The sequence below is a fragment of the Streptomyces sp. NPDC029139 genome (assembly GCF_055564335.1).
In genome coordinates this window covers 646,561-670,087 of sequence record NZ_JBVHWN010000003.1, presented here as the reverse complement: position 1 = coordinate 670,087, position 23,527 = coordinate 646,561, and the positions used below count along the sequence as shown (strand labels likewise).

The 23,527-nt window shown below is 73.1% G+C and carries 24 protein-coding genes; 14 read left to right on the top strand and 10 right to left on the bottom strand.

Annotation, left to right across the window (positions count from 1 at the left end; genetic code table 11):
• Positions 1-112: 112 nt before the first annotated feature.
• From ACZ4VW_RS10990 to ACZ4VW_RS10975, 4 genes are all read right to left on the bottom strand, one after another.
• Positions 113-487, bottom strand: a complete 375-nt coding sequence (locus ACZ4VW_RS10990) for a PRC-barrel domain-containing protein (protein ID WP_467960780.1) — start codon at positions 485-487, stop codon at positions 113-115.
• A gap of 142 nt (positions 488-629) precedes the next feature.
• On the bottom strand, positions 630-1,073 hold the full coding sequence (locus ACZ4VW_RS10985) for a hypothetical protein (protein WP_467960779.1): 444 nt from the start codon (positions 1,071-1,073) through the stop codon (positions 630-632).
• Positions 1,074-1,244: 171 nt separating this feature from the next.
• Positions 1,245-2,084, bottom strand: a complete 840-nt coding sequence (locus ACZ4VW_RS10980; protein ID WP_467960777.1) for a DUF4397 domain-containing protein — start codon at positions 2,082-2,084, stop codon at positions 1,245-1,247.
• A gap of 121 nt (positions 2,085-2,205) precedes the next feature.
• Positions 2,206-2,814, bottom strand: a complete 609-nt coding sequence (locus ACZ4VW_RS10975; RefSeq protein ID WP_467960775.1) for a sigma-70 family RNA polymerase sigma factor — start codon at positions 2,812-2,814, stop codon at positions 2,206-2,208.
• 156 nt (positions 2,815-2,970) lie between these two features.
• On the opposite strand from ACZ4VW_RS10975, the gene ACZ4VW_RS10970 reads away from it, so the two are divergent.
• From ACZ4VW_RS10970 to ACZ4VW_RS10945, 6 genes are all read left to right on the top strand, one after another.
• The gene (locus ACZ4VW_RS10970) at positions 2,971-3,969 is read left to right on the top strand and encodes a MerR family transcriptional regulator (RefSeq protein ID WP_467960773.1); all 999 of its coding nucleotides are present in this window, start codon (positions 2,971-2,973) and stop codon (positions 3,967-3,969) included.
• Positions 3,970-4,207: 238 nt separating this feature from the next.
• Positions 4,208-5,455: an NAD(P)/FAD-dependent oxidoreductase gene (locus ACZ4VW_RS10965; RefSeq protein ID WP_467960772.1), complete on the top strand. Its 1,248-nt coding sequence runs from the start codon at positions 4,208-4,210 to the stop codon at positions 5,453-5,455.
• A gap of 96 nt (positions 5,456-5,551) precedes the next feature.
• Positions 5,552-6,262 carry an SDR family NAD(P)-dependent oxidoreductase gene (locus tag ACZ4VW_RS10960; RefSeq protein ID WP_467960770.1) on the top strand — a complete coding sequence of 237 codons (711 nt, stop codon included), beginning with the start codon at positions 5,552-5,554 and terminating at the stop codon, positions 6,260-6,262.
• Entirely contained in the window at positions 6,259-7,482 is a 1,224-nt protein-coding gene (locus ACZ4VW_RS10955) for a lycopene cyclase family protein (protein WP_467960768.1), read from the top strand. The genes ACZ4VW_RS10960 and ACZ4VW_RS10955 overlap by 4 nt, the downstream gene beginning before the upstream one ends.
• A complete protein-coding gene (locus ACZ4VW_RS10950; protein ID WP_467960766.1) occupies positions 7,479-8,213 on the top strand; it encodes a methyltransferase domain-containing protein in 735 nt (244 codons plus the stop codon). Before ACZ4VW_RS10955 ends, ACZ4VW_RS10950 begins: the two co-directional genes overlap by 4 nt.
• Positions 8,210-9,763 (top strand): FAD-dependent oxidoreductase, encoded by a 1,554-nt coding sequence (locus ACZ4VW_RS10945; protein ID WP_467960764.1) that lies wholly within the window; start codon positions 8,210-8,212, stop codon positions 9,761-9,763. Before ACZ4VW_RS10950 ends, ACZ4VW_RS10945 begins: the two co-directional genes overlap by 4 nt.
• A gap of 79 nt (positions 9,764-9,842) precedes the next feature.
• On the opposite strand, the gene ACZ4VW_RS10940 is transcribed toward ACZ4VW_RS10945, so the two are convergent.
• Genes ACZ4VW_RS10940 through ACZ4VW_RS10925 form a run of 4 tightly spaced genes read right to left on the bottom strand, consistent with a single transcriptional unit; the run spans position 9,843 to position 14,557 of the window.
• Positions 9,843-10,850, bottom strand: coding sequence for a DUF5914 domain-containing protein (locus ACZ4VW_RS10940; RefSeq protein ID WP_467960762.1), 1,008 nt, complete (start codon positions 10,848-10,850; stop codon positions 9,843-9,845).
• The gene (locus ACZ4VW_RS10935; RefSeq protein WP_467960760.1) at positions 10,847-11,872 is read right to left on the bottom strand and encodes a phytoene/squalene synthase family protein; all 1,026 of its coding nucleotides are present in this window, start codon (positions 11,870-11,872) and stop codon (positions 10,847-10,849) included. The genes ACZ4VW_RS10940 and ACZ4VW_RS10935 overlap by 4 nt, the downstream gene beginning before the upstream one ends.
• On the bottom strand, positions 11,859-13,418 hold the full coding sequence (locus tag ACZ4VW_RS10930; RefSeq protein ID WP_467960758.1) for a phytoene desaturase: 1,560 nt from the start codon (positions 13,416-13,418) through the stop codon (positions 11,859-11,861). Before ACZ4VW_RS10930 ends, ACZ4VW_RS10935 begins: the two co-directional genes overlap by 14 nt.
• A complete protein-coding gene (locus ACZ4VW_RS10925) occupies positions 13,415-14,557 on the bottom strand; it encodes a polyprenyl synthetase family protein (protein WP_467960757.1) in 1,143 nt (380 codons plus the stop codon). The genes ACZ4VW_RS10930 and ACZ4VW_RS10925 overlap by 4 nt, the downstream gene beginning before the upstream one ends.
• A gap of 310 nt (positions 14,558-14,867) precedes the next feature.
• On the opposite strand from ACZ4VW_RS10925, the gene ACZ4VW_RS10920 reads away from it, so the two are divergent.
• The 7 genes from ACZ4VW_RS10920 to ACZ4VW_RS10890 all read left to right on the top strand — a co-directional run bounded on the left by ACZ4VW_RS10920 (position 14,868) and on the right by ACZ4VW_RS10890 (position 20,947).
• Positions 14,868-15,713, top strand: a complete 846-nt coding sequence (locus ACZ4VW_RS10920) for a HipA family kinase (protein ID WP_467960755.1) — start codon at positions 14,868-14,870, stop codon at positions 15,711-15,713.
• Positions 15,710-16,093: a DUF3037 domain-containing protein gene (locus ACZ4VW_RS10915; RefSeq protein WP_467960753.1), complete on the top strand. Its 384-nt coding sequence runs from the start codon at positions 15,710-15,712 to the stop codon at positions 16,091-16,093. Before ACZ4VW_RS10920 ends, ACZ4VW_RS10915 begins: the two co-directional genes overlap by 4 nt.
• Before the next feature lie 169 nt (positions 16,094-16,262).
• Positions 16,263-17,024 (top strand): 3-oxoacyl-ACP reductase FabG, encoded by a 762-nt coding sequence (fabG, locus tag ACZ4VW_RS10910; protein ID WP_467960751.1) that lies wholly within the window; start codon positions 16,263-16,265, stop codon positions 17,022-17,024.
• A 25-nt stretch (positions 17,025-17,049) separates the two neighbouring features.
• On the top strand, positions 17,050-17,817 hold the full coding sequence (locus ACZ4VW_RS10905; protein ID WP_467960749.1) for an SDR family oxidoreductase: 768 nt from the start codon (positions 17,050-17,052) through the stop codon (positions 17,815-17,817).
• A gap of 148 nt (positions 17,818-17,965) precedes the next feature.
• Entirely contained in the window at positions 17,966-19,543 is a 1,578-nt protein-coding gene (locus tag ACZ4VW_RS10900; RefSeq protein WP_467960747.1) for an ABC transporter substrate-binding protein, read from the top strand.
• A gap of 85 nt (positions 19,544-19,628) precedes the next feature.
• Entirely contained in the window at positions 19,629-20,297 is a 669-nt protein-coding gene (gene ung, locus ACZ4VW_RS10895) for a uracil-DNA glycosylase (RefSeq protein WP_467960830.1), read from the top strand.
• A 176-nt stretch (positions 20,298-20,473) separates the two neighbouring features.
• Positions 20,474-20,947, top strand: a complete 474-nt coding sequence (locus ACZ4VW_RS10890) for a hypothetical protein (RefSeq protein WP_467960828.1) — start codon at positions 20,474-20,476, stop codon at positions 20,945-20,947.
• 16 nt (positions 20,948-20,963) lie between these two features.
• Here the strand turns inward: ACZ4VW_RS10890 and ACZ4VW_RS10885 are convergent, their stop codons facing one another.
• Both ACZ4VW_RS10885 and ACZ4VW_RS10880 read right to left on the bottom strand, forming a co-directional pair.
• The gene (locus ACZ4VW_RS10885; protein ID WP_467960745.1) at positions 20,964-21,431 is read right to left on the bottom strand and encodes a hypothetical protein; all 468 of its coding nucleotides are present in this window, start codon (positions 21,429-21,431) and stop codon (positions 20,964-20,966) included.
• A gap of 152 nt (positions 21,432-21,583) precedes the next feature.
• Positions 21,584-22,237, bottom strand: coding sequence for a TetR/AcrR family transcriptional regulator (locus ACZ4VW_RS10880; RefSeq protein ID WP_467960743.1), 654 nt, complete (start codon positions 22,235-22,237; stop codon positions 21,584-21,586).
• An 81-nt stretch (positions 22,238-22,318) separates the two neighbouring features.
• On the opposite strand from ACZ4VW_RS10880, the gene ACZ4VW_RS10875 reads away from it, so the two are divergent.
• The gene (locus ACZ4VW_RS10875) at positions 22,319-23,506 is read left to right on the top strand and encodes an FAD-dependent monooxygenase (protein ID WP_467960741.1); all 1,188 of its coding nucleotides are present in this window, start codon (positions 22,319-22,321) and stop codon (positions 23,504-23,506) included.
• The last annotated feature ends 21 nt before the right edge of the window (positions 23,507-23,527 follow it).

Below are 23,527 nucleotides of genomic sequence, written 5' to 3'. Positions count from 1 at the left end.
CCCCCCCCCCCCCCCCCCCCCCCCCCCCCCCCCCCCCCCCCCCCCCCCCCCCCCCCCCCCCCCCCCCCCCCCCCCCCCCCCCCCCCCCCCCCCCGTCAGGCAGGCCCTGGGGTCAGACGGGGCTCGGCCCGCCGCCGAACGGCCCGCCCGTCCGGTAGTGCACGGCGATCTCCTCCCGGTACTGCTGATCCGCGAGGTGCTTGTCGGAGTGGAACTCCGGTGCGTCCTTGATCTGTTCCTTGGTCAGGCCGACATGGACCGTGTGCTCCTCCAGGTCGACACGCGTCACCGTGCTCGCCGGGAGCAGCACCTCCTTGCCGAAGATCCATACGCCGGTGTCGACGACCAGATAGGCGTCACCGACGTCCTCGGAGTGCTTGTCGACCTTGCCGATGTGCCCGTCGGTCGCCTCGACCCTCCAGCCGGCGAGGTTCGTGCCCACCGGGTAACCGGACTCCGCCCCGTAGCTCCACGCGTTCTCCGTCATGCGGATCACTCCTCCGTTCCGATCGAGTGGGCCGCGGCGGGGCTGCCCGCCGCGGCCTCAGGAGGACCGCCTGCCCCGCCGACCGGGACCCACACCCGTACGGGACCGGGACCCACACCCGTACGGCGGGAGTGGCCCGGGCTCACCGGCGCGGATGTGGCCGGGAGAAGGCCGCCCGGTCGCAGCGCCGCCCGGAGCGGGCCCGATGCCACCACGACAGGAGACAGAGGCCGCCGGCGGCGGCGAGCGCGAGAACGATCTCTCGGCTTCGGATGCGCGGGAAGCGGCCCATGCGAGGGGAGCCGGCCGATGAGCCGCACAGCCCGCTGATCGAAGGCGCGGGACCGGAGGCCGCTTCCGTCTCCGCCCGTTCGCGTGTGATGCCCCGCCACACCCGTTCCGGAGGGGCGGCCGGGAGGTCCGGTTCCTCGACTCCCCGGGCGGCGCTGACGACCCGGGTCATCAGGCTGAGTTCCTCCCAGCAGCGCCGGCACACGGCGATGTGCCGCAGGGCACCGACGTCGTCGTGCGAGAAGTCGTTTCCGAGGGCCAGTTCCACCAGGTGCGTGGGGTCGACGTGCGGCACCGGCACCCTCCTGTTCGTGTGCTGGGTCGCGTGCCCCGCACGCCCCGCACGTCCCTGTACCGGGTGGTGGCCGTCCGAGGATGCGCTTGCTCGTTCGAGGTGGGCCCGAGGGTGATGACCGCCGCCCGCGCGGCGGTCATCACGGCGGGGCCGGTGAGTCGTCGGGCCGTGTCACCCACGCCGGCTCGCGGGCCGGCGGATCAGCAGCACGCCCGTCAGTGTGACCATCCCGGTCACGGCCGCCCAGGCCAGCCATTGCTCGGAGGAGTTCGGCTGGGCGGCCGCGCCGAAGGGCCCGGCGTGGACGGCGTTCGACGCGGAATCCATGCCGCCGAACGTCTGCGTCGCCAGCGCGAGGTCCTTGCCGTTCCCGCCGCCCCAGGCGTAGACGATGTTGCTGGTGCGGTCCTTGAGGTTGAGGTCGGCCGGACCGATGGCCACGGTGCTGGTGCCGGCGAGCACCACGTCGGCCGAGACGGTGCCCTTGTCGACCACGGCGGTGGCCTGCTTCGGGTTCTCCAGTCCCTTGAAGACCGGTTGTCCGCCGACCCGGACGTCCACGGCCGGTGCGGCGGCCACGTGACGCACGGTCAGCCTCGCCTTGCCGTTGTCGAGGGGGGACACATCGTTGGTGAAGGCCGTCAGCTGCGGTGTGCCGCCGGCGGAGAGATGCGCGGCGATCGTGGCGTTGGCTCCGGCCGGTACCTTGATCTCCTTTTCGACGGCGGGGGTGCCGCCGGGGCCCTGGCCGGCTTCGAAGACCTGGATGTCGTAGGTGCCGGCGTCGAGCGACTGCGGGTCGGTCACCGTTCCGGGCTTGAAGTCGCCGAGGAGCTTGTCACCGTTGGCGTAGACGTCGACGGTCAGTCCCGGGACGCCGTGGAACACGGACACCATGGCCTTGTCGTCACTGCCCTCGGCGGGGGCGGCCATGGCGGGCGCGGCGGCGGAGAGGGCGAGGGCCCAGGCCGCGGCCGACGCGCCGATGAGGAGGGGGGTCCGGAAGGTCATGAGGATCATCCCTTCGCTGAGGTCGCGCCGGTCGCGCCGGTTGCGCTCGTTGCGCGGTCTCGTGGGTGATTCGTCCACGGGTGCCGCCGCGGATGCTCGCGTCACGGTTTTTTCGGAGCGCCTACGCGGCGTTCTCGTCGCCCCGGCCTTGTTCGATCGCCTCGCGCAGTCGAAGGAGGCCGCGCCGGGTGTGGCTCTTCACGGTGCCCAGGGGCATACCGGTGCGCTCGGCGATCTGGGCCTGGGTCAGGTCCTCGTAGAAGGCCAGGCACAGCACCTCACGGGGGCCGCGCGGCAGCCGGGACAACGCGTCGACCAGGAGCACCCGGTCCAGAACCCCGTCCGGTGCCCCTTCGTCGTGGCGCCGGCCGCCGGCATCGTGGGCCACGGTGTCGATCAGGTTGAGACGCCTCGTCCTGGCCGCCAGCGCGTCGACGATCTTGCGGCGGGTGATGCCGACGAGCCACCCGCCGAGCGGCCCTCGTTCCGGGCGGTAGCCCTCCCGCCCGCGCCACGCGCCCAGGAACACCTGCTGGGTCACGTCCTCGGCTTCGTACGTGTCCCCGAGTGAGCGGGTGGCCATCGTGTGGACGAGCGAACCCCAGCGCCGGTAGACGGCCGCGAAAGCGTTCTCGTCGGCGGCGAGCAGGCCACGGGCGAGTTCGTCCTCGGACCCGGCTGCCCGCGGGGTCGGAGGGCGGACACCTGTGCGAGGCGAGTACGTGGTCATGACCTGTTCCTCCTGCCGTCTGCGCCGCACGCGGGGAGGCCGCCCGCGGAGCGGGTCGGGACAACGTGGCTCGCTGCCGCCGTCTCGTGGCGCCCAGTCTTGTGAGCGAGACCGACGCGGACAACATGCGTCGGTTGTGCGTCGTAAGGTGGAGGTGTGAACAGGGACGAGCGCGAGGGCGACGCGGCGGATGGGCGGCGCGGTGGCGGGCTGACCACGGGCGAGGTGGCGAGGCGTCTGGGCGTGGCGCCGACGACGGTCCGTTCGTGGGACCGCCGCTACGGCCTGGGCCCTGTCGCGCACACCGGCGGTCGGCACCGCCGCTGGACCCCCGAGGACCTGGCCCGGCTGGAGCGCATGTGCGCTCTGACGGCAACGGGACTGCCGCCGGCCGAGGCCGCCCGTCTGGCTCTCGACGCGACCGGGACGGACCTGCCCTCGTGGGAGGAGGGCGCCGCCCCCGCCTCGCGGCGGGCGGCCCGTGCGAGAAGCCGGGCCGGAACCGGCCTGAGGCTCGGTGACGTGCGTCAGGAGTGCAAGGGCGTCGCCCGGGCGGCCCTGCGCCTCGACGCCGCCGCTCTCGAAGACCTGCTGAGGGCCGCCATCGAGGAGCACGGCCTGGTCGCTGCCTGGACGGAGGTGATCATGCCGACGCTCCAGGCGGTCGGCCGCAAGTGGGAGAGCTCGGGCGAGCGGTACGTCGAGGTCGAGCACTTCCTGTCCTGGCACGTCTCGGGCGCCCTACGGCGCCATGCGCCGCCTGTGCCCGCCGATCGCCCCGGCGCCACGACGGTGCTGGCCTGTGTGCCCGCGGAGAATCACACCCTGCCGCTGGAGGTGCTGGCCGCCGCGCTGTCCGAACGGAACGTGCCCGTGCGCATGTTCGGCGGTGCGCTGCCCGTCGAGTCTCTGGTGGCCGCCGTACGGAGGACAGGGCCGGCCGCGGTGGGGCTGTGGGCCCAGTCGCGGACCACGGCCAGCCGGCCGCTCGCCCAGCATGTCTCGGCGATCGAGTGGGGGGTGCGCGGCGCTCGCGGGAAGCCGCTCGTCCTGACGCTCGGCCCCGGCTGGGCGGGGCAGACCGTACCGGGTCTGCCGCATCCTTCCGGGCTGGCGGAGGCCGTCGCGGCGGTGGAGTCGGCCCTGCGTCGGTGAGATGACGCCGCCCGCGGGGTACAAGTGGGGCGCCTGGTCTCTCCGGGGGCGCCTGGTCTCCGGGCCGAACGTGCCCGGGGTGCGTGCCGTGCGTTCTCGCTCCGCCTCCGCCGGAAACGACGCGGCGCGAAGGACGCGCCGGGCGCCGACCGAGGCGGGACGGACGCGGGAAAGCCTCGCGGGCGGGGGCCGTCTCGTTGACCGACCGGGCGACGGCCGACTGCGAAGGAAGAGGAAGATGGCCAGTCACGACCGCGGCACCCCTGACACGGTCGTCGTCGGAGCGGGTCTCGCCGGTCTCGCCTGCGCCTTGGACCTGTGCCGCGCCGGACGGGGCGTGGCGCTGCTGGAGGCGTCCGACGGAGTCGGCGGCCGGATGCGGACCGACCGGCGGGAGGGCTTCCTGCTGGACCGTGGATTCCAGGTCTTCAACACCGCCTATCCCCAGGTCAAGCGGCGTCTCGACCTGCGGGCCCTACGGCTGAGGCCCTTCACCCCGGGCATGATCGTGCACACGTCGACCGGCACCGTTCGCCTCGCCGATCCGACCCGGCAGCCGGACGCGGTGGGGGCGCTGCTCCCCGGCCGGATCCTGTCGGCCCGCGACCTCGCCGCCATGACCGCGCTCACCGCCCGGGACGCCCTGCTGCCCGTCGGCCTCCTGAAGCGCCGTGCGGACCGCTCCACCGCCATCGCCCTCACGCGCGCGGGACTGTCGCCGGAAACGGTCACCGACATCCTGCGGCCCTTCCTGTCCGGCATCTTTCTGGAGGACCGTCTGGAGACCTCCGCCCGCTTCTTCCACCTGGTCTGGCGGAGCATGGTCAGGGGAACGCTCTGCCTGCCCGCCGACGGGGTCGGCGCCGTGCCCGCTCAGCTGGCAGCCGGCCTGCCCCCTGGCGTCCTGCGGCTGGAGACACCGGTCGACGCGGTCACCGCCACCGGGGTGGTGCTGGCCGACGGTCGGGAGCTGCCGGCCTCGTCGGTGGTGGTGGCGACGGACGCGCCCGCCGCGGCGCGCTTGCTGCCGGGCCTGGCCGTCCCCCTCGGCCGGACGGTCACCACGTACTATCACGCCGCGGCACGTCCACCGCTGACCGAGCCCACGCTGGTGGTGGACGGCTCCGGCGCCCTGCTGAACACCTGTGTGCTGTCCGAGGTCGCTCCCACCTACGCGCCGCCGGGCACCGCGCTGATCTCCACGTCCGTGCTGGGCACGGACCGGCCCGGAGCGGGCGAGGCGGCGCTGCGGCGCCTGGCCGAGTTGTACGGCACCGACACGAGCACATGGCGCCAGGTCGCGGTGTACACCGTGGACGGCGCCCTGCCCGCCATGGAGCCGCCGTGGCCGCTGAGCCGTACGACACGAGTCGCCGCCGGCAGGTACGTCTGCGGGGACCATCGGGCGACCGGCAGCGTGCAGGGCGCGCTGGCCTCGGGTACCCGGGCCGCCCGGGAACTTCTCGCCGACGTGATGGCCACTTGAGGGCCGCCCGGACCGGGCGCGGCGCATCCGCCGGACGGCGACGCACGGAACAAGCGGGGGAGAACCAAGGCCGTTGCTCACCCCTGGGAGTGGACTGTGAACCTCGACGGCGCGCGCGTGCTGGTGGCAGGCGCCACCGGCGTCCTCGGCGGTGCCCTCACCGCGGAACTGTTCGGTCGTGGAGCGCGTCCCGCGCTCGCGGGCCGCGATCCGGACCGTCTCGCCCGCCTCGCCCAGGAGTGCCCGGGCGCTCCGACCCTCCTGTTCGACGCGTACGACCCCGCGTCCTGCGCCCGGGCCGTCCTGGGCGCGCACACCCTGCTCGGCGGGCTGGACGGCGTCGTGACGGCCTTCGGCGCGGTGGCCTTCGGGCAGGCGGCGGACGTCGGTGACGAAGTGGGGGAGCACTTGTCGGCGGTCAACTTCCTCGCGCCCGCCGCGTTCTTCCGCGCCGCCCTCACCGTCATGGGAGCCGGATCCGTGATCGCCGCGTTCACCGGCGCGGTCGCGCAACACCCGCAGGCGGGGATGGCCGACTACAGCGCCTCCAAAGCGGCGCTGAGCGCCTGGCTCGGCGCGGTGCGCCGGGAGACACGGAGCCGGGGCGTCCGGGTGCTCGAGGTCAGCCCCGGGCACCTGGAGACGGGTTTCGCCGACCGTCGTGTCGCGGGCACGGCCCCGCGGATGCCCCCGGGGGGCGACCCGAGCCGCATCGTGGCGGCCGTCGCCGATGCGATGGAAGCGGACGCCGAACTGCTGCGCAGCGCCCCGGACGGGTCACCCGTCGTGGAACGGCGGGCCAGGTGAGCCGGCAGCCGGGCTCGTCCGGAGCGCCGTGCGACGTGGTGATCGTCGGCGGCGGCGCGGCCGGACTCAGCCTCGCCCACCGACTGACCGCCTCCGCCGCGGCCACCCTCACCCTCGTGGAGGCCCCGGACGGACCGCTGCGCCCTCCCGAGCGGACCTGGTGCTACTGGGACCACGGCACCCGCGACGTCGACGAAGCGGTGAGCGCCTTCTGGTCCCGGCTGCGTGTGCGCGGCCCCGACGGTCGCGCGATCACCGTGGATCCGTCCCCGCTGACCTACCGCATGCTGCGGTCCGCGGACTTCGAACGCCTGGTGCACTCCGCACTCGCCCGTTCTCCCGGTGTGCGCGTCCTGCGCGCGACGGCGGACACGGTGCGGAGCACGGCCGACGGCGCGGAGGTGCGCTGCACGACCCCCGACGGCCGCACACTGTCCCTCCGCGCGCGCCATGTCTTCGACTCCCGCCCGAGACGCACCCCCCCACCGGCCCGCACCCACCTGACGCAGCATTTCCGCGGCTGGTTCGTCCGCACGGACACGGAACGCTTCGATCCTTCGGTGGCCGACCTGATGGACTTCCGGGTGCCCCAGCCGTCCCACGGCCTCGCGTTCGGCTACGTGCTGCCCCTGGCACCGGACCGGGCACTCGTCGAGTACACCGAGTTCTCCCGGGCCCCCCTGACCACCGAGGCGTACGAGGCGGCGCTGGCCCACTACAGCCGGGACGTCCTGGAGCTCGGCCCGTTCACGGTCGAGTCGGCGGAGCAGGGGGCGATTCCCATGACCGACGCGCGCTTCGCCCGCCGGGTCGGACCGGCCGTCTTCCGCATCGGGACCGCGGGCGGTGCCACCCGGCCGGCGACCGGTTACACCTTCGCCGCCGTGCAGCGCCAGAGCCGGGCCATCGCCGCCGCCCTGAGCGCGGGCCACGCGGTCGTCCCGCCGCCGCACGGGCGGCGGGCCCTCGCCATGGACGCCGTGCTGCTGCGGGCCCTGGACACCGGACGGATCGACGGCCCCGACTTCTTCACGGACCTGTTCCGCCGCGTACCCCCCGAACGGCTGCTGCGCTTCCTCGACGGCGGCACCACCTTCCGGGAGGAATGGGGCATCGGCCTGCGCACCCCCGTCGGCCCCATGCTCCGTACCGCCCTCGAACTGCCCTTCCTGCCCCGCCGTTCGCTCCACGTCCCACGAACCGGAGAACGCCACCGATGACGCTGCTGCACGACCACGACCTGGCACGCGCCTTCGACCACGCCTCACAGACCTACGACCGTCTGACCGCCCTCAACCCCGGCTACCGCACCGACCTCCTCCGCTCGGCCCGCCGCCTCCGGCTGCCCCGGGCCGGGGCCGGTCTGCACGTGCTGGACCTCGGCTGCGGCACCGGCGCCTCCACCCGGGCGCTCCTGCGGGCCGCTCCGCACGCCCGGATCACGGCCGTCGACGCCTCCTCGGGAATGCTGCGACGGGCACTCGCCAAACCGTGGCCCTCTCGCGTGCGGTTCCAGCACCTGACCGCCGAGGAGGTCGCGACGACGGGGGAGGGGCCGTACGACGCGGTGTTCGCCGCCTATCTGTTCCGCAACGTCACGGACCCGGACGGGGTTCTCGCGGCTGTCCGCTCGGTACTGCGACCGGGCGGCCGGCTCGTCGTCCACGAGTACAGTCTCAGCGGCTCCGCCGTCCATCGTGCCCTGTGGACGGCCGTCTGCCAGGGGGTGATCATCCCCGCGGGCACACTCAGCGGCGACCGCGCCCTCTACCGGCATCTGTGGCGCAGCGTCCTCGACTTCGACACCGTTCCCGCCTTCACCGCGCGTCTGTCGGACGCGGGCTTCGACGGCGTACGCGCCGCTCCCGTGGCCGGTTGGCAGACCGGCATCCTGCACACCTTCCTGGCCCGCAACGGCTCTGCCGCGCAGCACGTGGAGGACGCTCGGTGAGCGCTTCCCCCCGGACGGCCCGACGGGGCCGCGACCGCAAGGCCGACATCGTGCTGCCCGCGCCGGGGCGGGACCGTTTCCCCCCGGGCGACGCGCCCGCCGTCGCCGTCGTCGGCGGGGGCATCGCCGGCCTGGCCGCGGCCACGCTGCTGGTCGAACGCGGCGCTCGCGTCACCCTCTACGAACGGGAGGAGTCGCTCGGCGGACGCCTCGCCGGCCGGCCCACCCGTCTGGCCGACGGCTCCCTGGTGACCATGAGCCGCGGCTTCCACGCCTTCTTCCGCCAGTACTACAACCTGCGCGGTCTGCTGCGGCGGACCGATCCCGGACTCGACCGTCTCCGCCCGCTGCCCGACTATCCGCTGCGGCACAGCGGCGGACTGACCGACAGCTTCGCCCGTGTCCCGCGCACCCCACCGCTCAGCGCGCTCGGCTTCGTCGCCCTGAGCCCGACCTTCGGCTGGCGCGACCTCGCCCGCATGGACGCCCGCGCGGCGCTGCCGCTCCTCGACGTCCGCGTGCCCGAGGTCTACGACCGCTTCGACGGCATGAGCGCGACAGCGTTCCTGGAAGGCGTCCGCTTCCCCCCGGCGGCGCATCATCTGGCCTTCGAGGTGTTCTCCCGCAGTTTCTTCGCCGACCCACGGGAACTGTCCGCCGCGGAACTGCTGCTGATGTTCCACATCTACTTCCTCGGCTCCGCGGAGGGCCTGCTCTTCGACGTGCCGGACGAGCCCTTCCCGCACGCCCTGTGGGAGCCGCTCGGCGACTACCTCCAGAGCCACGGAGCGGACATCCGCACCAGCACACCCGTGCGCGGCGTCCACCCCGACGCCGACGGCGGGGTGGAGGTGCGGACGGACCGTGCCGTGGACCGGTACGAGGCCGCTGTCCTCGCCCTCGACCCCGGAGCACTGCGCGGGGTCGTCGCCGCCTCACCCGGCCTCGGCACTCCGGCCTGGCGCGACGACATCGCCGCCCTGGCGACCGCCCCGCCCTTCCTCGTCTCCCGGCTCTGGCTCGACCGGCCGGTCCGCCCCGACCGTCCCGGCTTCCTCGGCACCAGCGGCTACGACGGCCTCGACAACATCAGCGTCCTCGACCGCTACGAGGGGCAGGCCGCCCGCTGGGCCGCCCGAAGCGGCGGCTCCGTGGTGGAGCTGCACGCCTACGCCGTCGCCGCGGGCGCGACACCGACGACCGTGCAGAACCGCCTGATCGACAGCCTCCATCGGGTGTACCCGGAGACCCGGGAGGCAGGGATCGTGGACGCCCGGCACGAATGGCGCTCCGACTGCCCCTTCTTCCCGGTCGGTTCGCACGCCCGGCGGCCCACCGTGGTGACGCCCCACCCGAGGGTGACACTGGCCGGCGACGCGATCCGCAGCGACCTGCCCGTGGCCCTGATGGAACGCGCGGCCACCACCGGGTTCCTGGCGGCCGGAACCCTTCTCGCGGGCTGGGGAGTGCGCGGACAGACACTGTGGACGGTTCCCCGGGCCGGCCGCTCGGCAGCGCTGCGCGCCCTCGGCGGGATCGGGAAGCGGTGAGGGCCGGGGCCCGGGCCTGACCGGGCAGACGGGACCGGGCGCCGTCGTGACCGGCGCCGCCTCTCCCGTCGCACCGGTGTCAGCCCGGGAACCGCCCCGTGCTGCGCAGCTCCCAGCGCCGCTCCGCGTAAGCGAGGTCGTCACGCCACAGCCTGCCGGCCGTCCGGCGCATCAGCGGGCGCAGCACGGGCGCCACGGCCCGCGCCAACGCGAAGCCGCGCCGGTCCGAGGCGGCGACGACCGCCTCGACGACGGCTGTCCGCGGCCGCTGGGCCGACTCCCCGGTCAGGGGCGTGGCATGCGTCTCCACCACGGACGTGGCCCCTTCCCCCTCCGTGATCCGCATGACCACCGTGCGGGGCTCCGGAGCGGTGAACTCCGCCCGCACCGGTACCACCAGACGGCCGGTGACCCGGAAGGAGACGTCGACGACGAAGACGTCGTCGTCCTCGTCCTGAGGTGTCCGGGCCACGGCCAGGTCGACGAACGAGTACGGGTGGAACCACGACCCGTGCCACGGGTCGAGCCGATTGGCGACCACGTCCTGAGGCTCGCACCGCCCGACGGCCGTGAAGACGGCGTCCACCCCGTCGCCCGCCGCCGGCCGCACCGGCACCACGGGACGGTCCGTCGGTTCCTCGCCGCCGACCGCGTCCAGCCGGACCCACACCAGCACGCCGTCGTCATGAACCGGGTACGGATGCCATCCCGCGAACGGCCCGCCGTCCAGGGCCAGTCCGTGCCAGGGGCACACCAGGGTCCCGCACACCACCCTGCTGTCCCGCAGAGGTGCGCCCAGGTGCGGGCAGATGCCCGGGCCCCCGTGCAGCTCACCGGTTTCCGACCGCCACAGGACGACCTCCACACCGCCCACCGTCCTGCCGCGGGGACGGTCCCCGGCTCCCACCTCGCGAGAGGCCCCGACGACGTACCAGTTCCCGGAAGGGCGAGCCGAGGCCCGCTTGAGCGCGTCGGCGATCAGAGCCGGGCGGGCTTCCCGCCAGGTCGGTGTCTGGGTCGCCCACTCCGAGGGGCGGCGCCGCCGCAACGGCGGTGTCCAGCGGGGCCGTTCCGCTCGTTCACTCACCGTACGGGTCCCTTCCGGTCACTCACTTCACGGGCTTCTTCCACGGCAGCGGGGTCGACGCCCGGGTGGGGCGCCCGACGCCCGGCGCGCCGGCCGCGCCAGCGCGCTCCGGCGATCTGCACGAGTCCGGCCGCCGCCGTCGCCGCGCGGCGGCCCCGGGAGACCGCCGCACGACGCTGGAGCACCGTGTACCCCTGGTCCGCGATCGCGTCGAGGATGCCGCCGTAGAGGGCGAACGCCGTTCGGATGCAGGGGCGGGTCCGCGGGTCCAGCATGGCGAGGCCGGGTTCCGCCGCCCGGTACACCGTCCTCGTCAGGGCCACGGCGGCCATGAGGGCCGCGCGGATGCGCGGGTCGGTGCGGCCCGTACGGCGGCTCCACTCCAGCAGCGGCCGGTCCACGCCGTGGGCGCCGAGCAGATCGGCCGGGAGGTAGACGCGTCCCCGGTCCAGGTCCTCGCCGACGTCCCGGATGAAGTTGGTGAGCTGGAAGGCCACCCCGAGGGCCGCCGCGTGGGGCGCGGCCTCCTCGCGGGGGACGACCGTGCCGAGGACCGGCAGCATCTGCAGGCCGATCACCGCGGCCGAGCCGTGCATGTAGCCCCGCAGGTCGGCGTAGGTGGGATAGTCCGTGACGTGCAGGTCGCTGCGCATCGAGGCCAGGAAGTCGGCGAACAGCGTGTGCGCGATGTCGTACCGTTCGGCGGTGTCGGCCACGGCCCGCACCACGGGCTCGTCGCCCTGTCCGGTGCGCAGCCCGTGCGCGAGGTCGCCCTCCAGACGCCGCAGCAGACGGTCGCGTTCCCCGGGCGCGCGGTGCCGGTCGAGGTCGTCCACGATGTCGTCCGCCCAGCGGGCGAAGCCGTACAGGGCGTGCACGGCGGACCGGCGCTCCACCGGCAGCAGGCGGGTGGCCAGGAAGTAGCTCTTGCCGTGGCGGGCGTTGAGGCGCCGGCAGTCGGTGTAGGCGGTGCGCAGGGCGGGGTCGGTGATGCCCGCCGCGTCCAGTTCACGACGGGTCATGGGCGCCCTCCGCGGTCGGTGCGACGGCCCTTGTGCCGCGCCGTGCGGGACGGGTGTGCGCCGGGCGGCCGCCGGTCACGCGGGCGGCGGCGAGCTTGCCGCTGATGAGCACGGTCGGTACGCCGACGCCTGGGGTGGTGCCGCAGCCCGCCAGCACGACGTTCTCCAGGTCGCGCACCAGGTTGCGTGGACGGAACGGCCCGGTCTGGGCGAAGGTGTGGGAGACCGAGAAGGGGCTGCCCGCCGCATGGCCCAGCGCCGCCCAGTCCAGCGGCGTCACCAGCAGCTCCTCCTCGATGCTGTCCGCGAACCCGTCGAGTCCCCGCCGCTCCAGCTCGGTGACCAGGCTGTCGCGGTAGCGCGGCCCCAGGTCCCGCCACTCGGCGCCGGACAGCCCCACGTCGGTGTTCGGACAGGGCGCCAGGACGTAGTGCAGGTGCCTGCCCGGTGGAGCGAGGCCGGGATCGTGCGTGGTCGGCCGGGTGATGAGCAGGGACGGGTCGCTCATCAACCGTCCCGAGCGGGTGAGTTCGTCGAAGGTGCTTTCCCAGGCGGCGCCGAAGGACAGGGTGTGGTGGGCCAGAGCGGGCCAGGTGCGGTCGGTTCCGGCGTGCAGGACGAGGGCGGACGGTGAGTGGCGCAACCGCACCGGGCGCTTCGGAGCGCGTCCCAGGAGGCGGTGAGCGGCGGGCAGCTCGCACGTCAGCACCACGGCGTCGCACGGGATGCGCTCGCCCGAGGCCAGACGCACGGCACGGACCCGGCCGCCCGAACGTTCCAGCACCGTCGCCTCGTCCGACCAGCGGAACTCGGCGCCCGCCTGTTCCGCCGCGTTCGCCATCGCGCGCGGCAGCGCGTGCATGCCACCCTTCGGGAACCAGACGCCGGCCACGGTGTCCATGTAGGCGATCACCGCATAGGCCGCGAGAGCTCTGGCCGGCGCCACGCCCGCGTAGAGGGCCTGGAAGGAGAACACGCGGCGCAGACGGGGGTCGGAGAGGAAACGGCCGATACGCCGGTCCAGTCGGCCGAATCCGCCCAGCGCCGCCAGCCGTGCCAGGTCAGGGTGGAGCAACTGGAAGGGAGAGTCGAAGTTCGTGTCGATGAACCGCCGCATCTGGGCCCGGTACAGCCGCTCCAGCCAGTCCCGCAGTCCGCGGTAACCGGCGGCCTCCGCCGGTCCCGCGAACCGCCTGACCTCCGCCTCCATCGCCTCACCGTCGGTGTGCACGTCGAGCGAGGTGCCGTCCGCGAAACAGGCCCGGTAGGCGGGGTGCAGGGCCGTCAGCTCGACGTGCCTGTCGAGGCTGTCGCCCACGGCGGCGAACGCCTCGTCGGCCAGGTGCGGCATGGTGAGAACGGTCGGCCCCGTGTCGATCTCGTAGCCGGCCAGGTGTACGCGGCCCGCCCGGCCCCCGGGACCGCCGTCCCGTTCCACGACCGTCACGCGGCGACCGGCACCCAGCAGATGCAGCGCGCAGGCGAGGCCGGAGAGTCCTGCGCCCACCACGACCACGTGGTCCGTGGCACCCGGTACCGTCCTCACGCCGGCCCTCCCGAGCGAGAAGGCGCGATCCCGGACGCTCGTTCGACCAGGTCGGCGAACTCCCGCCGGACGAAGGGCTCCGCGCCGGTCCGGTCGAAGTGCCGCAGGCTCGCCGCGGCCAGCTCGACGATCTTCGACTCGACGACCGCCCGTGCCCCCGTGCGCTCCAGCGCGGCGCGCATACGGCGCACGGTGTCGTCGGACACGGACGGCGTGCCCGGGCCCAGTACGTCCGCGGCCTCCCGGTCGCCGGAGGTTTCGGCGAGCCGGTGGCCGACGGCGAGCAGATACGTGAGCTTGCGCGCCCGGAGGTCGTCGTCGACGGGCTTGCCCGTCGTCGCCGGGTCGCCGAAGGTGCCGAGGAGATCGTCGCGGAGCTGGAAGGCCAGACCGGCGCACCGTCCGGCGGAGCGCAGCGCGTCCAGTACGGCGGCCTCGGCGCCGGCCACGGAGGCGCCCAGCGCCAGGGGGCGCTCCACCGTGTACAGGGCGCTCTTCAGGGTGGCGATGATCACCGCCTCGTCGACACCGGACGCGCGCGTGGCCTGCGCGTGGATGTCCCGGTACTGACCCGCGACCATCTCGCCGCGCATGGCCTGCCACTCACGGTGGAGTCGCGGGCCGTGCGGCGAACCGAGCGCCGTCTCGGTCAGCAGGTCGTCAGCCCAGGCCAACGCCAGGTCGCCGGCGAGCACGGCCGCGGAGGTCCCGAACGCTTCGGGGGAGCCCGCCATGCGTGCGTCCTCGTGCATCCGGGCGAGGTCCACGTGCACCGCCGGTGCGCCGCGCCGCAAAGGTGATCCGTCCATCACGTCGTCATGGATGAGCGCACACCCTTGGACGAGTTCGAGGGCCGCGCCCGTGCGCAGGACCGCCGTCGCGTCCCCCGACCCGCCGGCGGCACGCCATCCGCACCAGGCGAACGCCGTGCGCAGCCGCTTCCCGCCGCGCAGGACCAACGAGGCGACGCGGTCGGCGATGTCGCGGGCGAACACCGGGTCCGCGCCGCGGGCACGTTCCAGCCCTTCGTCGAGAACACGCCCGAGCTCCGCCTCGACGGCGCGGGCCGCGTCGCGGGCGGTGAGCGGACCGCCGACGGCCTCGACCGGCTCGGCCATGGTTGGCCCCAGTCCCAGCATGCACAATCCCTTCACGCTCCCGGTCACCTGCACACCCCTGCTTCGGCCAAGTGGCCCCGAACGGATGCGCTGATTCCCGCGTCGGCGCGCGGTGGCCCGCCTGACGGTCACCCCACCGGCCCGGCCGCAGCCCCGTCATGGCGGCGCGTCACCTCGGGCGCGCTCCTGGCGGCGCGCGTCGTCGTAACCGGAGAGCCGCTCGAGTCGGCGTACGGGTCGGGCACTCCTCACGGACTGTCACGCTCAGTTACTATGCTCACTTCGTGCCGGATGCCGGGAGCAAGGCGAAAGAATCAGGTGACCTGGGAAAATGCTGACAGAAGTGACCGCGACCCGCTACGTCACGCCCCTGCGTGAGGGCGGTTCGCTCCCCGGGATCGTCGAGGCCGACGATCTCGGCACGTACGTCATGAAGTTCACCGGTGCCGGGCAGGGGCGCAAGACCCTCGTCGCCGAGGTGATCTGCGGGCAGCTCGCCCGCCGGCTCGGGCTGCGCGTGCCCGAGCTGGTCGCCATCGAGCTCGACCCCGTGATCGGGCTCTCCGAGCCCGACCAGGAGGTGCAGGAGCTGCTGAAGGCGAGCGGCGGGCTCAACCTCGGCATGGACTATCTTCCCGGCTCGCTGGGCTTCGACCCGCTGGCGTACGAGGTGGACCCGAAGGAAGCGGGGAAGGTCGTCTGGTTCGACGCGGTGATCAACAACGTCGACCGGTCCTGGCGCAACCCGAACATGCTGGTCTGGCACGGCGACCTCTGGCTCATCGACCACGGCGCCACGATGATCTGGCACCACAACTGGCCGGGCGCCCTCGCCTCCGCCGCCAAGCCGTACGACGCGTCCGACCACGCCCTCGCGCCCTTCTCGCCGGACGTCGCCGCCGCCGCGGCCGAGCTCGCGCCCCTGGTCACCAGGGAGCTGCTCACCGAGGTCGCCGCCGACGTGCCCGACGAATGGCTCGTCGACGAGCCGGGCTTCGACTCCACCGACGCCGTGCGCCGCGCCTATGTGGACGCGCTGCTTCCGCGGGCGGCCACCATCCACGAGCGGATCACCCTCGGCGCCCGTACCGAGCGCCGCCCCTCGCAACCCCCCGGCTGGCTGGCCGAACGCCTCGCCCCCCGGCCCCACCCCACCCGGAAGGACCGAACGCCGTGAGCGACCGCGATGTCTTCGAGTACGCGGTGCTGCGCGTCGTCCCCCGCGTCGAGCGCGGAGAGTTCTTCAACGCGGGCGTGGTGGTCTACTGCCGCGCCAAGTCCTTCGTCGCCGCCCGCACCCATCTGGACGAGACCAAGCTGAAGGCGCTCGACCCCGGCGCGGACGTGGTCGGCGTACGGGCCGCGCTGCACGGAGTCGAAGGGGTGTGCCGAGGCGGCGAGGACGCCGGACAGGCCGCCCGTGACGACGCCGGACGGCGCTTCCGCTGGCTGATCGCGCCGCGCTCCACGGTCGTCCAGCCGGGCCCGGTGCACACGGGGCTGACCTCCGATCCGGAGGGCGAGGTCGAAAGGCTGCTCGATCTGCTGGTGCGTTGAGCGCCCGGAACACCCTGGGAGTGATCCGGTGCACCCGGTGGGCCGTTGACACCGGGTGCCAGGGCTTCTAGCGTCTCGTCTGCGGAAGGTACTAAGCGGTCGCTCATGTATGGGACGCACCGTGTGGGGCCGCACATCCAGGGATGATCCAAGGGCGAGGAGAACCAGCATGTCGACCACCGAGCAGCGCGTAGCCGTCGTGACCGGCGCGGCGCGGGGCATTGGCGCCGCCACCGCGGTACGGCTGGCCGCGGAGGGCCGCGCCGTCGCCGTACTCGACCTCGACGAGGCGGCCTGCAAGGACACCGTCGAGAAGATCACGGCCGCCGGTGGCACCGCCATCGCCGTCGGCTGCGACGTCTCGGACAGCGCCCAGGTGGAGGCCGCCGTCGCGCGCGTGGCCACCGAGCTCGGCGCCCCGACGATCCTCGTCAACAACGCGGGCGTGCTCCGCGACAACCTGCTGTTCAAGATGTCCGAGGCCGACTGGGACCTCGTCATGAACGTGCACCTCAAGGGCGCCTTCCTGATGGCCAAGGCGTGCCAGAAGCACATGGTGGACGCGGGCTTCGGCCGGATCGTCTCGCTCTCCTCGTCCTCCGCGCTGGGCAACCGGGGCCAGGCCAACTACTCCGCCGTCAAGGCCGGCCTGCAGGGCTTCACCAAGACCCTCGCCAAGGAGCTCGGCAAGTTCGGCATCACCGCCAACGCCGTGGCCCCGGGCTTCATCGTCACCGAGATGACCGCGCAGACCGCCGAGCGCGTCGGCATGGGCTTCGAGGACTTCCAGGCCGCGGCCGCCTCCATGATCCCCGTGCAGCGGGTCGGCAAGCCGGAGGACATCGCCAACGCCATCGCCTTCTTCACGGGCGACGACGCGGGCTTCGTCTCCGGCCAGGTCCTGTACGTGGCCGGCGGCCCGCTCAACTGACGCGCGCGCGGAAAAGGAGACGTACATGAGCACGAAGGAACTGCCCGAGCTGTCCGGCAAGGTCGCTCTGGTCACCGGCGCCAGCCGGGGCATCGGCTACGGCGTCGCCGAGGCGCTGGTCGCCCGCGGCGACCGCGTGTGCATCACGGGCCGTGGCGAGGAGGCCCTCAAGGAGGCCGTCGAGCAGCTCGGCGCCGACCGGGTCATCGGCGTGGCCGGCAAGGCCCACGACGAGGCCCACCAGGCCGCCGCGGTCGCGGCGACGATGGAGGCCTTCGGCCGGGTCGACTTCCTGGTCAACAACGCCGGCACGAACCCCGTCTTCGGGCCGATCGCCGACCTCGACCTGAATGTCGCCCGCAAGGTGTACGAGACGAATGTGATCTCGGCGCTCGGATTCGCCCAGCAGACCTGGCACGCCTGGCAGAAGGACAACGGCGGCGCGATCGTGAACATCGCGTCCGTCGCCGCCCTCTCCGCCTCGCCGTTCATCGGCGCGTACGGGATGAGCAAGGCGGCCATGGTCAATCTCACCCTCCAGCTGGCGCACGAATTCGCGCCCGTGGTCCGCGTGAACGCGATCGCCCCGGCCGTCGTCAAGACCAAGTTCGCCCAGGCGCTCTACGAGGGCCGGGAGGCGGAGGCGGCGGCGGCGTACCCGCTCGGCCGGCTCGGTGTCCCGGAGGACATCGGCGGCGCCGCGGCCTTCCTCACGTCCGACCAGTCGGACTGGATCACCGGGCAGACTCTCGTGGTCGACGGGGGGATTTTCCTCAACGCCGGTGTCGCGTGACCGATATCCGGACACTTCCCTGAATTCATGACCGGTTTGGCCCCGGTTCTGTATTGAATGCCTCAAGTGCCCCGTCAGGGTCGAACATTGACCTGGCGGGGCGCTGCGGTATGGTCGGCCGACCCATGGCTGAACGAGGAGCGTGCACGTGTTCAACCGGACCAGTCTGCAGGCCGCTGCAGCCCTTGCGTCCATATCCCTGGTGTCCGGATGCAGCCTGTTTTCGGACGCTGAATCCGCCGGGGAGCAGAGAATCGTCGTCGGCACGACGAGTTCTCCCACCACGCTTGATCCGGCAGCCGCTTGGGACAATTCCTGGGAGCTGTTCCGAAATGTCTTCCAGACGCTGGTGAGTTTCCCGACCGGCAGTACGATCCCGCAGTCGGATGCCGCCGACTGCAAATTCACGGACACCGCGAGCCGGGTCTTCGAGTGCAAACTCCTCGACGGCCTGACCTTCTCGAACGGGCACAAACTGGACGCCAAGGCGGTCCAGCACTCCATCGAGCGCATCCGCAAGATCAACGTCGAGGGCGGTCCCAACGGGATGCTCGGCTCGCTCGACGCGATCGAGACCGTGGGCGAGCGGACGATCGTGTTCAAGCTGAACAAGCCCGACGCGACCTTCCCCTTCGTCCTCGCGACGCCCGCGATGTCGCTGGTGGACCCGGCGGAGTACCCGGCGGACAAGCTCCGTGAGGACGGCAAGCTCACCGGCTCCGGCCCCTACGTCCTGGACGAGTACGTCGAGGGCGAAAAGGCCGAGCTGACCAAGAACCCCACCTACAAGGGGTACGCGGACCGCAAGAACGGCGGTGTGACCATCCGGTACTTCAAGGAGTCCGAGCCGATGGTCGACGCGCTGAAGAAGAACGAGATCGACGCCACCTACCGGGGTCTGACCGCCGAGGAGGTGGTCGACCTCCAGGAGGACACGGAGGCGAACAAGAAGCTCCAGCTCGTGGAGTCGACCGGCGCCGACATCCGCTACCTGGTCTTCAACCCCCGTGACCCCTCCGTCGCCAAGGAGCCGGTCCGCAAGGCGATCGCGCAGATCGTCGACCGCGAGGAACTGGTCGCCAAGGCGTACAAGGGCACGGCCGAGCCGCTGTACTCCATGGTCCCCAAGGGCATCGCGGGTCACACCACCGAGTTCTTCGACCGTTTCGGCGAGCCCAGCGTCCCCAAGGCCAAGGCGATCCTGCGCAAGGCCGGGATCACCGAGCCCGTCGCGCTGACCTTCTGGTTCACCACCGACCGGTACGGCTCCGCCACCGCGCTCGAGTTCGCCGAGCTCAAGCGGCAGCTCGACTCCTCCGGGCTCTTCGAGGTGACCCTGAAGAGCAGGCCGTGGAAGGAGTTCGCGCCGGGCTACCAGAAGGGCGAGTACCCGGTCTTCGGCCGCGGCTGGTTCCCCGACTTCCCGGACGCGGACAACTTCATCGCCCCGTTCGTCGGCAAGCAGAACGCGCTGGGTACGCCGTACATCAGCCCCCGCATCACCGACGAGATCCTCCCGAAGTCCCGGCGCGAGAGCGACCGCGGGGCCGTCGCGGACGAGTTCAAGGAGGCGCAGGAGATCATGGTGGAGGACGTCCGTCTCCTCCCGCTGTGGCAGGGCAAGCTGTACATCGCGGCCGGTGAGGACATCGCCGGCGCCGAGCGCGCCCTCGACCCGCAGACCGTCATGCAGATGTGGGAGCTCGGCCGCAAGACCAGCTGGTAGCGGCGTTGTCAGTGGCCACCGGTAGGTTCTTCCGTACGTAGGAAGACCTGGTTCACCGGAGGTTGTTGACGTGACCGACACCGACATGCTGCCCGAGTCCTGGCGCGGCGTCCTCGGCGAAGAGCTGCAGAAGCCGTACTTCAAGCAGCTCGCCGATTTCGTCGAGGAGGAGCGGGCGAAGGGGCCGGTCTACCCGCCGCGCGACGAGGTCTTCGCCGCCCTCGCCGCGACTCCGTACGACAAGGTGAAGGTCCTGGTGCTCGGCCAGGACCCGTACCACGGGGAGGGGCAGGGGCACGGCCTCTGCTTCTCCGTCCGGCCCGGCGTCAAGACGCCGCCGTCCCTCCGGAACATCTACAAGGAGATGCAGGAGGAGCTCGGCCACCCGGTGCCGGACAACGGCTATCTGATGCCGTGGGCCGAGCAGGGCGTGCTGCTGCTCAACGCGGTCCTCACCGTCCGTGCCGGCGAGGCCAACTCGCACAAGGGCCAGGGCTGGGAGAAGTTCACCGACGCGGTGATCAGCGCGGTGGCCTCCCGGCCGGACCCGGCCGTCTTCGTGCTGTGGGGGAACTACGCGCAGAAGAAGCTCCCGCTGATCGACGAGGAGCGCCATGTGGTGGTGAAGGGTGCCCACCCCTCGCCGCTGTCCGCGAAGAAGTTCTTCGGATCCCGCCCGTTCACGCAGATCAACGAGGCGATCGCGGCGCAGGGCCACGACCCGATCGACTGGCGCGTTCCGAACCTGGGCTGAGCCGTCCGCCCGCGAGGGTGCCCGGGCGGGGCTTGCCGTCCGGGCCGGGCCTGCTGTCGGCCGGGCGGTGAGCCCGCCCGGCTGACAGGCCCCCGTCCCCGCCCGAGCCTGTACCGGATCGGTGGCCCCTGCGGCTAGCTTCGGAGTTCCCGGACGGAGAGCGCGTGGAGGCCGTAGTGACCGAGCAGCAGCAGGTGGCGGACGACGGCGTCATGACCCGGATCGGGCAGGCGAGGATGCTGCTGCACGGCGGGGACCGCGAGGAGGCGCGCAATCGCTTCGGGGTGCTGTGGGGGCAGATCGGTCCGGACGGTGACCCCCTGCACCGCTGCACCCTCGCCCACTACATGGCCGATGCGCAGGACGACCCGGACGACGAGCTGGCCTGGGACCTGCGGGCCCTGCTGGCGGCCGAGGGGCTGAGCGAGGAGCGGCCTGCCGCGCACGACTCCGCGGCCGCGCTGCGGGCGCTGTACCCCTCGCTCCACCTCAACCTGGCCGCCGACTACCTCAAGCTGCAGCGCCCCGACGCGGCGCGGGTCCATCTGGACCGGGCCCGCGCGGCGTCGGACGCCCTGGACGACGACGGGTACGGCAACGGGGTACGCGCCGCGATCGCGCGCCTCGAGGTACGACTCCGCGCGCGCTAGCGGTAGGCGGCGGCGCTCAGTTCTTGTACGTACCCCGGCAGATCTTCGCCTGGTCGCTCGAGGGGTGCCAGCCTCCGTACCGCTCGCCCAGTTCGCACGCCTCCGCCCGGGAGCGGGGCGGACGGGGCGTCTCGGGCGGCTTCATGTCCGGCACCCGGGTGTGCGGGCGCGGCACGGACGGAGGCCGTTTCTTGCCCGTCGAAGCGCCGGCCCGGCCCTTCTCCTTGTGCTTCTTCATCGGGGCCGTGCGCGGTGAGGAGGGCGGGGGAGGAGGCAGCGCCGCCTCGAGGGCCTCACGCGCCGGTCCCTCGACGATCTGCGGGGCCACGTCCACGTCGACGTCTCCGTCCGCGTCCTGGACGGGCCGGCTGACCTCCTTCGGCGGTTCGGGGGCCGGGTACGGCGACTCGATCGAGACGCAGCCGGAGAGGGCGGCGACGGCCACCCCGACCAGGATCTTCGCTGTGGTTCTGGTTCCATGCACCCGCGCAACTCTGGTGGTCGGGCGGTGATCTTCGCGCCCCTACCGGCGGGGAATGCCCCGCACGGGTGAGGGGCGCCCCGCGGGTGACGCGGGAGGTCCGGTCCGCCGTCCCGCACGAGACGCCGGCGGGGCGCCGGGTGATCCGGCACGGTTCACGCGCCGAGCATGCCGCGCAGCAACTCCGCCAACCCGGTGCGCAGTTCGTCCCGGCTCGGCACCGCGGAGTGGAACGACCCGGCGGCGCAGGAGAACATCAGCCCCTCGGACCAGGCGATCACGGACAGCGCGTGCCGCTCGGGGGAGGGGGAGCCGGCGTCCGCCATCATCGCGATCAGCGGCCCGTGGAACACCGCCCCCGCCGCGTCGAAGAAGGCGCGCAGCTCGGGTCGGCGCGTGGCCTCCAGGGCGAGCTCGTAGCGCGAGACCAACAGCGCCCGGTGGTCGGTCAGATACCGGTGCAGGGCGAGCGCGAGCGCGTCCGCCAGATCCCCGAGTACGGCGCCCGGCCCCGGCATCTCGTGCGGGGTCAGAACCCCGGCCTCCCGCTCGACCTGACGGCGGACCGCCGTCTCCAGCAGCGCCTGGCGGGTGCGGGCGTGGTTGGAGGTCGAGCCCTGCGGCAGCCCCGCCCGCTCGTCCACGGCCCGGTGGGTCAGGCCGCGCATGCCGCGTTCGACGAGGAGGTCCAGAGCGGCGTCGCCGATCCGCTCGGCGCGGGACGTGGACGAGGAAGGGGACGCCGGAGCGGAGACGGACGGGGCGGCGGAGGCCGGAGCGGAGGCGGACGCCGGGGTGCGTGCGGTCATGGGGACAACCTATCTACCGAGGCGACTACACCTGTAGTACGGTCAAGAAGTCACTACACCTGTAGTCCCCGAGGAGCAGTCATGGAGCAGCACCGTGCCGTCGTCGTAGGAGCCGGCATCGGCGGTCTCACCGCCGCCGTCGCCCTCCACCGCACCGGCTGGGACGTCACCGTCCTGGAACGCGCCGCCGCCCTCACGCCCGTCGGGGCCGGTATCGGCCTCGCGCCCAACTCCCAGCGCGCCCTCGACGTCATCGGGCTCGGCGACCGTGTCCGTGAGCTGTCCGCCTGGCAGGGCGACGGCGGCATGCGCGCCCCCGACGGCCGCTGGCTCGCCCGCACCAGCGCCAAGGCCGCCGCCGCCCGCTTCGGCGGGCCCCTCGTCCTGCTCCACCGCGCCACCCTCGTCGACCTCCTCGCCGCTGCCCTCCCCGACGACGTCGTACGGACCGGAGTGACCGCCTCCCTCGCCGACCCCGGCGACGACGAGCGGCCCGCCGTCGTCCGCACCCCCGACGGGGACATCGAGGCCGAACTGGTCCTCGGAGCCGACGGCATCCGCTCCGCCGTCCGCCGGACCCTCTTCCCCGGCTACACCGGCCTCGCGTACTCCGGCTTCACCACCTGGCGCGTCGTCGTCCCCGCCCCCGAGCGGCCGTTCCCTCCGCACGAGACCTGGGGCCCCGGCCGCCTCTGGGGCACCCAGCCCCTCAAGGACGGCCGTGTCTACGCCTACGCGATGGCCGCCGCCCCCGAGGGAGCCCACGCCCCCGACGACGAGAAGGCCGAACTGCTGCGCCTCTTCGGCGACTGGCACCACCCGGTGCCCGCGATCCTCGCCGCCGTCGACCCGGCGCAGGTCCTGCGCCACGACGTCCACCACATGCCCGAGCCGCTCCCCGCCTTCCACCGCGGCCGCGTCGCCCTCCTCGGGGACGCCGCCCATGCCATGCAGCCCACCCTCGGCCAGGGCGGCAACCAGGCCATCGAGGACGCCATCGTCCTGGCCCACCACGCCGGCCGGGACCTTCCGCCGAGCCGCGCCCTGGCCGCGTACACCGCCGACCGGCGGCCGCGCACCACGGCGATCGTCCGCCAGGCCGCCCGGACCGGCCGGCTCGCCCTGCTGTCCGCCCGGCCCGCCGTCGCCCTGCGCAACGGGCTCATCGCCGCCGTCTCGCGCTACGGCCCCGGCCTCGTCCTGCGCGGATTCGACGGCATCGCGGACTGGCGGCCCCCGGCTGCCGCGGAACGCCCGCGAGTAAGCTGACCGGCGCGAACGACAGATCAC